Source organism: Mesorhizobium sp. P2_F7, from assembly GCF_056403695.1.
The window spans coordinates 395,797-409,175 of the sequence record NZ_JBFUFA010000005.1 but is presented as its reverse complement, the minus strand read 5'-3'; the positions used below and the strand labels follow the sequence as shown (position 1 = coordinate 409,175).

The 13,379-nt window shown below is 63.3% G+C and carries 14 protein-coding genes, 1 pseudogene and 1 riboswitch; of the genes and pseudogenes, 11 read left to right on the top strand and 4 right to left on the bottom strand.

Features of this window, described 5'->3' with window-relative positions; all coding sequences use genetic code 11:
* The 4 genes and pseudogenes from AC1DZ8_RS20590 to AC1DZ8_RS20575 all read right to left on the bottom strand — a co-directional run.
* Positions 1 to 684, bottom strand: a pseudogene (locus AC1DZ8_RS20590) (cobaltochelatase subunit CobN); the annotation flags it as partial.
* A gap of 19 nt (positions 685 to 703) precedes the next feature.
* Complete coding sequence (gene cobW, locus AC1DZ8_RS20585; protein WP_477301453.1) at positions 704 to 1,741, bottom strand: cobalamin biosynthesis protein CobW; 1,038 nt, start codon at positions 1,739 to 1,741, stop codon at positions 704 to 706.
* A gap of 2 nt (positions 1,742 to 1,743) precedes the next feature.
* Positions 1,744 to 2,172: a DUF1636 family protein gene (locus AC1DZ8_RS20580; protein WP_477301455.1), complete on the bottom strand. Its 429-nt coding sequence runs from the start codon at positions 2,170 to 2,172 to the stop codon at positions 1,744 to 1,746.
* Between the two features lie 39 nt (positions 2,173 to 2,211).
* Positions 2,212 to 2,415: riboswitch (cobalamin riboswitch) on the bottom strand.
* 29 nt (positions 2,416 to 2,444) lie between these two features.
* Entirely contained in the window at positions 2,445 to 3,644 is a 1,200-nt protein-coding gene (locus tag AC1DZ8_RS20575; RefSeq protein WP_477401528.1) for a winged helix-turn-helix domain-containing protein, read from the bottom strand.
* Between the two features lie 334 nt (positions 3,645 to 3,978).
* Between AC1DZ8_RS20575 and AC1DZ8_RS20570 the strand changes: the two genes are divergently transcribed.
* The 11 genes from AC1DZ8_RS20570 (at position 3,979) to nuoG (ending at position 13,377) form a co-directional block, all read left to right on the top strand.
* Positions 3,979 to 4,344, top strand: a complete 366-nt coding sequence (locus AC1DZ8_RS20570; protein WP_112565102.1) for an NADH-quinone oxidoreductase subunit A — start codon at positions 3,979 to 3,981, stop codon at positions 4,342 to 4,344.
* A complete protein-coding gene (locus AC1DZ8_RS20565; protein ID WP_023670824.1) occupies positions 4,335 to 4,916 on the top strand; it encodes a NuoB/complex I 20 kDa subunit family protein in 582 nt (193 codons plus the stop codon). The genes AC1DZ8_RS20570 and AC1DZ8_RS20565 overlap by 10 nt, the downstream gene beginning before the upstream one ends.
* A gap of 4 nt (positions 4,917 to 4,920) precedes the next feature.
* The gene (locus tag AC1DZ8_RS20560; protein ID WP_477311059.1) at positions 4,921 to 5,523 is read left to right on the top strand and encodes an NADH-quinone oxidoreductase subunit C; all 603 of its coding nucleotides are present in this window, start codon (positions 4,921 to 4,923) and stop codon (positions 5,521 to 5,523) included.
* A gap of 34 nt (positions 5,524 to 5,557) precedes the next feature.
* Complete coding sequence (locus AC1DZ8_RS20555; protein WP_112394702.1) at positions 5,558 to 5,935, top strand: four helix bundle protein; 378 nt, start codon at positions 5,558 to 5,560, stop codon at positions 5,933 to 5,935.
* 66 nt (positions 5,936 to 6,001) lie between these two features.
* Positions 6,002 to 7,192, top strand: coding sequence for an NADH-quinone oxidoreductase subunit D (locus AC1DZ8_RS20550; RefSeq protein ID WP_477311061.1), 1,191 nt, complete (start codon positions 6,002 to 6,004; stop codon positions 7,190 to 7,192).
* A gap of 2 nt (positions 7,193 to 7,194) precedes the next feature.
* Positions 7,195 to 7,566 carry a hypothetical protein gene (locus tag AC1DZ8_RS20545; protein WP_477401525.1) on the top strand — a complete coding sequence of 124 codons (372 nt, stop codon included), beginning with the start codon at positions 7,195 to 7,197 and terminating at the stop codon, positions 7,564 to 7,566.
* A 21-nt stretch (positions 7,567 to 7,587) separates the two neighbouring features.
* Positions 7,588 to 8,922 carry an NADH-quinone oxidoreductase subunit E gene (locus AC1DZ8_RS20540; protein WP_477311063.1) on the top strand — a complete coding sequence of 445 codons (1,335 nt, stop codon included), beginning with the start codon at positions 7,588 to 7,590 and terminating at the stop codon, positions 8,920 to 8,922.
* A 10-nt stretch (positions 8,923 to 8,932) separates the two neighbouring features.
* Complete coding sequence (gene nuoF / locus AC1DZ8_RS20535) at positions 8,933 to 10,237, top strand: NADH-quinone oxidoreductase subunit NuoF (RefSeq protein WP_477401523.1); 1,305 nt, start codon at positions 8,933 to 8,935, stop codon at positions 10,235 to 10,237.
* A gap of 75 nt (positions 10,238 to 10,312) precedes the next feature.
* A complete protein-coding gene (locus AC1DZ8_RS20530) occupies positions 10,313 to 11,005 on the top strand; it encodes an NADH-ubiquinone dehydrogenase (RefSeq protein WP_477401521.1) in 693 nt (230 codons plus the stop codon).
* A 9-nt stretch (positions 11,006 to 11,014) separates the two neighbouring features.
* Entirely contained in the window at positions 11,015 to 11,296 is a 282-nt protein-coding gene (locus AC1DZ8_RS20525) for a pentapeptide repeat-containing protein (RefSeq protein WP_477309543.1), read from the top strand.
* Complete coding sequence (gene nuoG, locus AC1DZ8_RS20520) at positions 11,296 to 13,377, top strand: NADH-quinone oxidoreductase subunit NuoG (RefSeq protein WP_477309542.1); 2,082 nt, start codon at positions 11,296 to 11,298, stop codon at positions 13,375 to 13,377. The genes AC1DZ8_RS20525 and nuoG overlap by 1 nt, the downstream gene beginning before the upstream one ends.
* Positions 13,378 to 13,379 lie beyond the last annotated feature (2 nt).

Below are 13,379 nucleotides of genomic sequence, written 5' to 3'. Positions count from 1 at the left end.
GGGTGGGGTCGGTTCGACTGGATGTGGCGTTTCTTTGAGCCGTTGCGCTTCTCGGTGTCGGCGCACTTCACCGGCGACCCCACCCCCGGCCTGCGGCCGGACCCTCCCCTCGAGGGGGAGGGGGACGCCGCCGCGGCCTGGTTCGTAGTAGCCGGCTTTCGGTACCGCGACCGGCTCAGCCGCCGCGACATCCGACCCGGCCAACCCCGCCAGCCGCTGCATCAGCGCCGTCATATTCTCCGGGCCGCCCTCGCGGAAATAACCCAGCAGGCCGTCCAGCTCTTTGCGCGGCAGGGTCGAGGCTTCGATCAGGCGCAAATCCTCGTCATGGCTTTCGCCCGGCAGCAGCGCCAGTTTGATACCGTGGGCGCGAGCAGTCGCCGCGAGCTGGTCGCAGCCGTAGCGCCACCAGTCATAGCCGCCCAGGATGCGCACCAAAATTACCTTGGCGTGGCGGGCGACGCTGTCGACCCAGAGGTCGACGGACATGGGGTGACGCAGGTCGCGCAGCGCCGCCAGCCGCATCGAGGGCAGGCGGGCGGCATCCGCCTTCCAGGCCGCCGCCAGTCCGGCAAGATCGCTGTCGGTGAAGGACAGCGCCACGATATCCGCCGGCGTCTGCCTGAGATCAACCGGCTCGGCGAGATCGTCGAGCGAGGCGGAGGTCGTGGTGAGGATGTGCATCGCGATCCGTGTCTGAAACTCAGCCGGCGAGTATACGCTCGATCGCCGGGCGGTTCAGCCCCTTGAGGCCAATGACGACGAGGCGCGAGCGGCGATCGTCCTCTGCGGTCCAGGCGCGGTCATAGTAGTGGTTGACGCGCGGGCCGACGGCCTGCAGCAAAAGCCGCATCGGCTTGCCGCCGACATCGACGAAGCCTTTGACGCGCAACACGTTCTCTTCCTCGGCGACGGTGGCGACGCGCCTGGCCAGTTCGTCCGGGTTGGCGATCGAGGGGATGTCGACGATGAACGTGTCGAAATCGTCATGCTCGTGATCGAAGGCGCCGTCATGGTGCGACTTGCGGTTCTCGATGTCGTCCTCGACGGCGAGGCCGAGGCCAAGCAGGACAGAGGGATCGACCTTGCCGTGCGCCGTCGCCACAATCTTCACGGCGCGGGCGGAATGTTCGTTGATAATGGCGTTGGCGCGGGCCGTGCCGGCCGAATTCATCAAATCGCTCTTCGACAGGATGATCAGGTCGGCGCAGGCGATCTGGTCCTCGAACACCTCTTCGACCGGATCGTCATGGTCGAGCGTCTCGTCCTGGACACGCTGCGCCTGCAAGGCGTCCATGTCGTTGGCAACGCGTCCCTCAGCCAGCGCCGGGCCGTCGACCACGGCGATGACGCCGTCCACGGTCACCCGGCTTTTCACGCTCGGCCACTGGAACGCCTGGACCAGCGGCTTGGGCAGCGCCAGGCCCGAGGTCTCGATCAGGATATGGTCGACCTTCGGCGTCAGCGCGAGGATCTGGTCGAGCGCCGGCACGAAATCGTCGGCAACGGTGCAGCAGATGCAGCCATTGGCCAGTTCGACGATGTTTTCCTCCGGGCAAGTGTCGATACCGCAGCCTTTCAAAATCTCGCCGTCGATGCCGATGTCGCCGAACTCGTTGACGATGATGGCGATGCGCTTGCCGCCGGCGTTTTCCAGGAGATGGCGGACCAGCGTCGTCTTGCCGGCACCGAGGAAGCCGGTGACGACGGTGCAGGGAACACGGGAGACAGATGCGGTCATGGTCAGTCCTTCAGCATGTCGAGGGGTGGGATGCGGGCAACGAGGCCGCGCTTGAGGCTATCGGGCCGGCCGCGCCAGGGGATGAGGCCGTCGGTCGAGGTGGCGAAGAGCTTTGCCCCGGTGACGAGATCGGCGCCGCTGGTTGCGGTCAGGTCGCCGAAGACATAGCTCCAGCAGCCGTCGCGCAGGATGGCAGCGCTCAGCCTTCGCTTGCAATTGCCGAGGCATTCGACCGTGCGGACGCGGATGTTGTCAGCCGCAGCTGCGCGGCGCGTGTCGTCAGCCAGCAGTTCGCCGGCGCGGGGATGCGCGTCGGAGCCGGTCTCGTCGCGGCAGGAGGCGCAGACGATGACGGTCACGCCGGTCAATGCGTCGCCACCGGCGGACGAAACATCCGCTGTGCCAGCCGAAAAACTGCTGTTCTGGTCCAAAAACCGGGCTCCTTGCCCGGAAACCCGCCAGGCGATCGGATACTTCTGTCGCAGACGGCAGGTCTCCTGGCTCGCGAGTCGTCGCCTTGGTTAGCCGCCTTCCCGGTGTTACCCAGTGGCTTTCGGCCTTGGCTCGTCGCTTACAGTTGCGGGGACAGCCGCGGATTTGGGATTTTGTCCCGCACCGCATTCCCTCTTAGCCCCAGCCGTTGCGGGCAGGGGACCGTCTGCAGCGGATTTAGGCTTTTGCGGGCAGCACTGTCAACGCACGGCTACGACATGGCAATGTCGGCCAAAGGCTTTCCCAAATCGCCGGCGGGCGTCACTTCGATGCGCTCAAGCCCAAGCCAGCCCTGCATCTGCTTCAGTTCCTCGAAGAGTTCCGCCGCAGTTTCAGGCGGCGCGCCGGGCTCGGCATAGGCGGCGTGGACACGCAACACACTGGCCGGACGGTCGGCTTTGAGGTCGACGCGCCCCACGATCCGGTCGCCGAGCAGGAACGGCAGGACGTAATAGCCGTATTGCCGCTTGTCGGCGGGCGTGTAGATCTCGATGCGGTAGTGGAAATCGAACAGACGCTCGCTGCGCGAACGCTCGAAGACGACGGGGTCGAACGGCGCCAGCAAGGCGCGGGCTTTGATTTTTCGCGGCAGGCGGGCGTCCTTATAGCGGTAAGCCGGCTTGTCCCAGCCTTCGACGCGCACCGGCAAAAGCTCGCCCGTCTCGACCAACTCCTCCAGCCGTCCCTTCATGTCGGCCGGCGACAGGCGGAAATAGTCGCGCAAATCGCCAGATGTCGCGATGCCGTGGGCGCGGGCGGAAATGCGCAGCAACTCGCGGTGCGCATCCTTGGCGGCCGGCACCGGCAGATCGAGGATCGCCTGCGGCAGCACGCGCTCGGGCAGGTCGTAGAAGCGCTCGAAGCCGCGACGATGCGCCGTGGTGATACGGCCGGCCCAGAATAGCCATTCGAAAGCATGCTTGGCATGGCTCCAGCCCCACCAGCCGCCCGAGCCCTTCTGGCCTTCGAGCGCGGAAGCGGCGATCGGGCCGCGCTCGGCGACCGCGCGGTAGATCTCCTCGATATAGGCGGCGTGCTCGCGGCCCCATTTGGCCAGCCCCAGATACATTTCGTCGCCGCTCTCGGCGCGCTGCATGCGCCAGCGCATCAGCGGCCAGGTCTCGACCGGCAGGAAGGAGGCCTCGTGCGCCCAGTATTCGAACACGGTGCGCTTGCGGGTGACCGCTGCATTGTCGAGCAGGGCGAGCGGGTAGGGGCCAAGGCGGGAATAGAGCGGCATATAATGGGCGCGCACCACGGCGCTGACGGAATCGATCTGCAGCAGGCCGGTGCGCGCCAGAACCCGGGCGAGGTGGCGGCGGTCGGGTGCGCCGCCCGGGCGGGGGTCGGTAAAACCCTGCGCGGCCAGTGCGATCCGCCTGGCCATGGCGAGCGATATTTTGTCCTTCATCAAGATGCCTTTGCCCTGGTCCTGTTCGCGTATTTTTTAGCYGGTGATTCCGACCATGCTAGCAGGCAAACGGCGGGAGACATGTCAGGAGACAAAAGTGGAGTAAAAAGTGAAGGAAATCAAACAGGAGCGGATCGGACCAGTTTTTCCCGACCTGCCATCCAGCACTGCGTTTTGAGCAAGGTTTGACTTGCTTCGCCGAAAGCCCTGCGCTAACCCTCGCCGCGTTGCAGCATAGGCACCTAAAACGGTTCAGCGGTTAAACTGTCACGCTTCCGCATTAGGGTTGGTTGCTGTAATCAAAGTGGATTGGCCGCCAACGGAAAGCCGCAGCATGAACGCACTGCTCAGTTCGTACCTGCCCATCGTCCTCTTCATCGCCGTGGCGGCGGTCGTCGGCCTGGCGCTTATCATTGCGCCGTTCCTGGTGGCCTACCGCAGTCCCGACCCGGAAAAGCTTTCCGCCTATGAATGCGGCTTCAACTCTTTCGACGATGCCCGCATGAAGTTCGACATCCGCTTCTACCTGGTGTCGATCCTGTTCATCATCTTCGACCTGGAAGTGGCCTTCCTGTTCCCGTGGGCGGTGTCGTTTTCGAAGATCGGCATGCTCGGTTTCTGGTCGATGATGGTGTTTTTGGCGGTGCTGACCATCGGCTTTGCCTATGAATGGAAAAAAGGAGCGCTGGAATGGGATTGAACGACAGTTCCGGTACGCTCGTCGCGCCGAAGCCCAAGGGCCTGATCGACCCTAATACCGGTCGCCCGGTTGGTTCCGACGATCCGTTCTTCCTCGAGATCAACAATGAACTCGCCGACAAGGGTTTTCTGGTCACCTCGACCGAGGCGCTGATCACCTGGGCACGCAGCGGCTCGCTGATGTTTATGACGTTCGGTCTCGCCTGCTGCGCCGTCGAGATGATCCACACCTCGATGCCGCGCTACGATTCGGAGCGGTTCGGCGTTGCGCCGCGCGCCTCGCCGCGCCAGTCCGACATCATGATCGTGGCGGGAACGCTGACCAACAAGATGGCGCCGGCGCTGCGCAAGGTCTACGACCAGATGCCGGAGCCGCGCTACGTGATCTCGATGGGCTCCTGCGCCAATGGCGGCGGCTACTACCACTATTCCTATTCGGTGGTGCGCGGCTGCGACCGCATCGTGCCGGTCGACATCTATGTGCCCGGCTGCCCGCCGAGCGCCGAAGCGCTGCTCTACGGCATTCTTCTGCTGCAGAAGAAAATCCGCCGCACCGGCACGATCGAACGGTAAATCCATGGCCGCATCCCTTAGCGAACTGTCGACCTATCTCGGCGAAAAGCTGCCGGGCCGCGTCCATGACGCGGTGCTGGCCTATGGCGAACTGACGATCTCGGTCGAGCCCGGCGACCTGATCGACGTGACAACCTTCCTGCGCGACGATGCGGGTTGCCAGTTCATCTCGATCATCGATGTCTGCGGCGCCGACTATCCGTCGCGTGTCAAGCGCTTCGACGTCGTCTACCACTTGCTGTCGCCGAAGCAGAATTTGCGCATCCGCATCAAGGTGCAGGCCGACGAAGAGACGCTGGTGCCTTCGCTGACATCAGTTTATCCCGGCGCCGACTGGTTCGAGCGCGAGACCTACGATCTCTATGGCGTCTTGTTCTCGGGCCATCCGGATCTGCGCCGCATCCTCACCGATTACGGCTTTGAGGGCCACCCGCTTCGCAAGGATTTCCCGCTGACCGGTTTCGTCGAAGTCCGCTACGACGACGAAGCCAAGCGCGTCATCTACGAGCCGGTGGAATTGAAGCAGGAATTCCGCAATTTCGATTTTCTTTCCCCGTGGGAAGGCACCGACTACGTGCTGCCCGGGGACGAGAAAGCGAAGCAGTGAGTAGGGAAGTAGTGAGTACTCAGTAGGGAAAGAGTTGGAGCAACGGATCGAATCTTATCGCGACTTGAAGGTGTGGCAATCGGCGATGACGCTTGCTGAAGATTGTTATCGTTTCACCAAAGAGTTTCCGAGGGATGAGATCTACGGCATGACCTCTCAGATGCGCCGGTCGGCGGTTTCGATCGCAGCGAACGTCGCGGAGGGATATGGCAGGGAAAACAGAGGGTCGTTCGTTCAATTTTTGCGCATGGCGCAAGGCTCGTTGAAGGAACTGGAGACACACATACTGCTGGCATGTCGTGTTGGCCTGCTACGAAAAGACAATGAGATTGAGCTGCTGCTGCGATGCGAAGAGATTGGAAAAATGATGAGATCTCTTATTCGAACGGTGCAGGCCAAGCAGGCGGAATGAAGCAGGCATTGAGATTGATGATCACTACTCACTACTCACTACTGACTCTTCGCCAGAGGCGCCAGAATGGCTGAAACCTCCGTCCGCAATTTTAACATCAACTTCGGACCTCAACACCCTGCAGCGCATGGTGTTTTGCGGCTGGTGCTTGAGTTGGACGGTGAGGTCGTGGACCGCGTCGATCCGCATATCGGCTTGCTCCACCGCGGCACCGAAAAGCTGATCGAGCACAAGACCTATCTGCAGGCCGTACCTTACCTCGACCGGCTCGACTATTGCGCGCCGATGAACCAGGAGCATGCCTTCGCGCTCGCCGCCGAGCGGCTGCTCGGCATCGAGGTGCCGAAGCGCGGCCAGCTGATCCGCGTGCTCTATTGCGAGATCGGCCGCATCATGTCGCACATTCTCAATGTGACGACGCAGGCGCTCGACATCGGCGCGCTGACGCCGCCGCTATGGGGTTTCGTCGAACGCGAAAAGCTGATGGTGTTCTATGAGCGGGCCTCGGGTTCGCGCATGCATGCAGCCTATTTCCGTCCGGGCGGCGTGCACCAGGACCTGCCGCAAAAGCTGGTCGAGGACATCGGCAAGTGGATCGATCCGTTCCTGAAGTCGCTTGACGATCTCGACAGACTGCTGACCGGCAACCGCATCTTCAAGCAGCGCAACGTCGATATCGGCACGGTGTCGCTGGCCGATGCCTGGGCCTGGGGTTTCTCCGGCGTCATGGTGCGCGGCTCGGGTGCTGCCTGGGATCTGCGCAAGTCGCAGCCCTATGAATGCTATTCCGAGATGGATTTCGACATCCCGATCGGCAAGAACGGCGACTGCTACGACCGCTACCTCGTGCGCATGGAAGAGATGCGCCAGTCGGCCAAGATCATGCGCCAGTGCGTCGATCTTCTGCTCGGCAAGGAAAGCGTCGGGCCGGTGTCGAACCTCGACGGCAAGGTGGTGCCGCCCAAGCGCCAGGCGATGAAGCGCTCGATGGAAGCGCTGATCCATCACTTCAAGCTCTACACCGAAGGCTATCGCGTGCCGGCGGGCGAGGTCTATGCCGCTGTTGAGGCGCCGAAAGGCGAGTTCGGCGTCTATCTCGTCTCCGACGGCACCAACAAGCCGTACCGCTGCAAGCTGCGCGCCCCCGGTTTCGCGCATCTGCAGGCCATGGACTTTCTGTGCCGCGGCCACATGCTGGCCGACGTCACCGCCGTGTTGGGTTCACTCGATATCGTGTTTGGTGAGGTCGATCGATAGCAATGAACGCTCTTGTCACCGCAGCGGTTCTGGCAATGGCGACCCAGGTTCCCGCTTGGGGTCCGGATGGTCGGCTGCTGTCGAGAGACTTGGTCAAGATCGGGTTTGAGCTGGTCGCTGAAGGTGACTTGTTGATGGGGCGCACATACGAGAGGCACGCGCCGATGGATCAGGATTTTGTTATTCATTCCCGTCCGGCGTGCCCGATTGAGACGTTTGTAGCCCAAGTGCCCGGCCGGCCGAGGCCTTACTGTGTCTCTTGGGTTGACGATCGGTATGACGAATATATCCGCCTGAAACGCGGCAAAGAAGAGTTTGTGTGCGTGTTAGGGCAATCTGAGAACTGCTATCGCGTCTCCAGTTCAGTTCAATAAGAAACATAAAAGCGAAAATCCATGTCAGTCCGCCGTCTCGCAGAAGCCAGCGTCCAGCCAGCCTCCTTCGCCTTCAACCGGGCGAATGCGGCGGTGGCCAAGCAATGGATCAAGAAATATCCCAAGGGCCGCGAACAGTCGGCGATCATTCCCTTGCTGATGATCGCGCAGGAGCAGGAAGGCTGGGTCACCAAGGCGGCGATCGAGACGATCTCGGACATGCTCGGCATGCCGCGCATCCGCGGGCTCGAGGTCGCGACCTTCTACACCCAGTACCAGCTCAATCCGGTCGGCACGCGCGCGCATATCCAGGTCTGCGGCACCACGCCCTGCATGCTGCGCGGCTCGGAAGCGCTGATGGACGTGTGCCGCTCGAAAATCCACCACGACCAGTTCCACACCAACGACAAGGGCACGCTGTCGTGGGAAGAGGTCGAATGCCTCGGCGCCTGCGTCAACGCGCCGATGGTCATGGTGTTCAAGGACACGTTCGAGGATCTGACGCCGGAACGGCTGGCGGAAATCATCGATCTTTACGATGCCGGCAAGGGCGCCTCGGTGCCCACGGGACCGCAGAACGGCCGCACCGGCTCGGAGCCGGCTCCCGGCCTGACGACGCTGAAGAGCGAAAAGGCGATCCTCAAAGCGACGCGCGACAAGGAAGCCAAGGCGGCGACCAAGGCCGCCCAGGCAGCCTCCGCCGCCCCGGCAGCTGCCGCAGCGCCAGCGGCCCCTGCTGCGCCGGCAGCCGTTCCGGTTGCGCCATCCAATGCCGGCAAGCCGAAGACCGATGCTCCGGAAACCAGTCCGGCGCTGAAGTCGCCTTCGGCGGCAAAAGTTGCACCGGCGACCGAAAAGGCGGCAAGCGTCTCGGCGCCGCTGCATTCGGCCGCCAACGCCAACACAGCGGCGCCTGAAGTCGAGAAAGTCGCCAAGCAGCGCAATGGCCCGAAGACCACGGCCGCGCCGGCAGCCGCCTTCAAGGCGCCGGAAGCCAAGGCTCCAGCGGCCAAGGCGCCAGCAGCCACGCCTGCGCCGAGCAAGGCTGCCGCCAAGCCGGCAAAACCGTCGCTCGAGGATAAGAACCGACCGGCTGGCATCGATAGGCCGGCCGCGGTCGACGATCTCCAGCTGATCTCGGGTGTAGGGCCGAAAATCGAGACCACGCTGCATTCGCTGGGCATCTTCACCTTCGCGCAGGTCGCGTCCTGGAAGAAGGCCGAGCGCGAGTGGGTGGACGGCTATCTCGCCTTCCACGGCCGCATCGACCGCGACGACTGGGTCGGCCAAGCCAAGGCGCTCGCCAAGGGCGGCGTCGCCGAATACATCCGCGTCTTCGGCAAGAAGCCGGTCTGAGGGACGAAACATGCTTCAGGATCAAGACCGCATCTTCAACAATATCTACGGCCTCTTCGACAAGTCGCTGGCGGGCGCCATGGCGCGCGGTGCTTGGGACAACACGCCCGGCATCATCGCCAAGGGGCGCGAATGGATCGTCAATGAGATGAAGGCGAGTGGCCTGCGCGGCCGTGGCGGCGCCGGCTTCCCGACCGGGTTGAAATGGTCGTTCATGCCCAAGCAGAGCGACGGCCGACCGAGCTATCTCGTTGTCAACGCTGACGAATCCGAGCCCGGCACGTGCAAGGACCGCGACATCCTGCGCAACGATCCGCACACGCTGGTCGAGGGCTCGTTCATCGCCGGTTTCGCCATGGGCGCGGTCGCCGCCTACATCTATGTGCGCGGCGAGTTCATCCGCGAGCGCGAGGCGCTGCAGCGCGCCATCGACGAGGCCTATGAGGCCAAGCTGATCGGCAAGAACAACACCTCCGGCTACGATTTCGACATCTACATGCATCACGGCGCCGGCGCTTACATTTGCGGCGAGGAAACGGCGCTGCTCGAAAGCCTCGAAGGCAAGAAGGGCCAGCCCAGGCTGAAGCCGCCATTTCCGGCCAATGTCGGCTTGTACGGTTGTCCGACAACCGTCAACAATGTCGAGTCGATCGCGGTGGCGCCGACCATTTTGCGCCGAGGTGCTGCCTGGTTCTCGTCCTTCGGCCGGCCCAACAATGTCGGCACCAAGCTGTTTTGCATCTCCGGCCACGTCAACAATCCGTGCACCGTCGAAGAGGCGATGTCGATCCCGTTCCGCGAGCTGATCGAGACGCATTGCGGCGGCATTCGCGGCGGCTGGGACAATCTGCTTGCGGTCATTCCGGGTGGCGCTTCGGTGCCGCTGGTGCCGGCCGAGCAGATCATCGATGCGCCGATGGATTTCGATGCGCTGCGCGACCTCAAATCGGGCCTCGGCACGGCGGCTGTCATCGTCATGGACAAGTCGACCGATATCGTGAAGGCGATCGCCAGGCTGTCCTATTTCTACAAGCATGAGAGCTGCGGCCAGTGCACGCCGTGCCGCGAAGGCACCGGCTGGATGTGGCGGGTGATGGAACGGCTGGTGCGCGGCGAGGCGCAGAAGCGCGAGATCGACATGCTGCTCGACGTCACCAAGCAGGTGGAAGGCCATACGATCTGCGCGCTAGGCGACGCGGCGGCATGGCCGATCCAGGGGCTGATTCGGCATTTCCGCGGCGAGGTGGAGCGGCGCATCGACGAGTTTTCGCGCAACGCGCACCGGGCCGAGCCGGTGATGGTGGCAGCGGAATAGATTTGAAATACGGGCGTGAAGCCCGGGACTGGCATATCGGGGCGGGGCAGACGAAGAAACGACCAGGAGATTTCTATGGCGCCGTATTCGAACCCTTTGATGCCCAAATTGGATGAGCTTGAGAAAATGAACCGGGATTTGACCAGGATGATGCCGAAGGAGATGGCCAGCGCCGTCAACCTTCTCGCGCATCCTGTCGCCGGTGCCGCCGCCATGTCGGCGCTGGGCTTCGGCCTCGCCAACCACGCCTTTGGCGTCTGGCTCGGCGCATGGTCGGGTGCCGTCGAGACATCTCAGCGGATTTTCCAGCCGATCATCGATGATTTCGACCAGCGCGCCGAGCGCTATTCGGAGACCGCCCCCGCCACCAAGGCACGCGCGGCGACCAAGACCCTGATCGCCGAGGCGCAGACCTTTGCGCAGGACGTGACCGATATTGCTGCCCGCACCGTCGATGCCGAGCCGGAGAAGGCCGATCCGGTCGCCGAAGACGCGACGACCGGGTTGATGCCGGAGGATTTCAGGCAGCCCAAGACCATTGCTCGCCCGTCCAAGCCGTCGGATTTCAAGGCGATAACGGGCATCGGGCCGAAGCTGGAAAAAGTGCTGAACGGCCTCGGCATCTGGACCTACGCCCAGATCGCCGCATGGACGCCGGAAGAGATTGCCTGGGTCGAGGATTACCTGTCGCTCACGGGCCGTATCGGCCGCGACGAGTGGACCCGCCAGGCGGCGGCGCTGACGCTGGCCGCCAAGGCGAAGAGGTAGGGGGCAGGCATGGAGGTCCACGACAGGAGCGATGTTCTCGATGTGCGCAATGCCATCGTCAGCAACTCCAGATTTGACGATGTGAACCTGTCGAACACGCAGTTTCGCAACGTCAACCTGTCGGCGGCCCTGGTGGAAGATGCGGATCTTTCGAACGCGTCTTTCACCGACGTGAATATGAGCAACGTGAAGATAGAAAACGCTGAAGTCGCCGGCATGATGATCAATGGCATCAAGTTGAGCGATCTGTTTCAGGCATATGAGACGGCGAAGACCGCCGGGGGCAATTGATGGCAAAGCTCAAGGTCGACGGGAAAGAGATCACTGTACCCGACCACTACACGCTGCTGCAGGCGGCCGAGGACGCTGGCGCGGAAGTGCCGCGCTTCTGCTTCCATGAGCGGCTGTCGATCGCCGGCAATTGCCGCATGTGCCTGATCGAGGTGAAGGGCGGGCCGCCCAAGCCGCAGGCTTCCTGCGCCATGGGCGTGCGCGACCTGCGCCCCGGCCCGAACGGCGAGCCGCCGGAAATCTTCACCAACACGCCGATGGTCAAGAAGGCCAGGGAAGGCGTGATGGAGTTCCTGCTGATCAACCATCCGCTGGATTGCCCGATCTGCGACCAGGGCGGTGAATGCGACCTGCAGGACCAAGCGATGGCCTTCGGCGTCGATTCCTCGCGCTATCACGAGAACAAGCGCGCGGTCGAAGACAAGCATATCGGCCCGCTGGTCAAGACGGTGATGAACCGCTGCATCCACTGCACGCGCTGCGTCCGCTTCACCACGGAAGTCGCCGGCATTTCCGAACTCGGCCTGATCGGCCGCGGCGAGGATGCCGAGATCACCACCTATCTCGAAAGTGCGATGACCTCGGAGCTGCAGGGCAATGTCATCGACCTGTGCCCGGTCGGTGCGCTGACCTCAAAGCCGTTCGCCTTCCAGGCGCGGCCGTGGGAGCTGACCAAGACTGAATCCATCGACGTGATGGATGCGGTCGGCTCGGCGATCCGCGTCGATAGCCGCGGCCGCGAAGTGATGCGCATCCTGCCGCGCGTCAACGAGGCGGTGAACGAGGAGTGGATTTCCGACAAGACCCGCTTCATCTGGGACGGGTTGCGCACGCAGCGCCTCGACCGCCCCTATGTGCGCAAGGACGGCAAGCTGGCGCCTGCAAGCTGGGCCGAGGCATTCGCCGCGATCAAGGATGCGGTGACGAAGGCTGCGCCCGAGAAGATCGGCGCGATTGCCGGCGATCTGGCGGCTGTCGAAGAGATCTACGCGCTCAAGCAGCTCATGGCTTCGCTGGGCTCGAAGAACACCGATTGCCGCCAGGATGGCGCCGCACTCAATCCGGCGCTCGGTCGTGCCAGCTACATCTTCAACCCGACCATCGAAGGCATCGAGCAGGCGGACGCAGTGCTGATCATCGGCGCCAATCCGCGCTTCGAGGCCTCGGTGCTCAACGCCCGTATCCGCAAGCGCTGGCGCATCGGCAACCTGCCGGTCGGCGTCATCGGTGAGGTCGGCGACACACGCTACGAGTATGAACAGCTCGGCGCCGGTCCGGAATCGCTGAAGGATCTGGCCGACGGCAACGGCGCGTTCTTCCAGGTGCTGAAGAAGGCGACGCATCCGCTGATCATTGTCGGCCAGGGCGCACTCGCGCGCGCCGATGGCTCTGCGGTCCTCGGCCAGGCAGCGAAGCTTGCCGGCGCTGTGAACGCCGCCCGCGACGACTGGAACGGCTTTGCCGTGCTGCACAATGCAGCTGCCCGTGTCGGCGGCCTCGATGTCGGCTTCGTGCCGGGCGAGGGCGGCAAGAATGTCGCCGGCATGCTCGGCGAGAGCGACGTTCTGTTCCTGCTCGGCGCCGACGAGATCGACATGGGCAAGACCGGCGGCGCTGTCGTCGTCTATGTCGGCACCCATGGCGATGCCGGCGCGCACCGCGCCAATGTCATTCTGCCGGGTGCTGCCTACACCGAGAAGTCGGGCACCTACGTCAACACCGAGGGACGCGTGCAGCAGACCAACCGCGCCGGCTTCGCGCCGGGCGATGCCCGCGAAGACTGGGCGATCCTGCGGGCGCTGTCGGATGTGCTCGGCAAGAAGCTGCCGTTCGATTCGCTGCAGCAGCTGCGCGCCAAGCTCTATGGCGAATACCCGCATCTCGCCCGCATCGACCATGTCGAGGCCGGCAATGCCGAGGATATCGCCAAGGTGGCGAAGCTCGGCGGGCGGCTGAACAAGGGCACTTTCACCTCGCCGGTCCAGGATTTCTATCTGACCAACCCGATCGCACGGGCCTCGGCCGTCATGGCGGAATGCTCGGCGCTGGCGAAAAACGGCTTCAGGCAGGCGGCAGAGTAGAC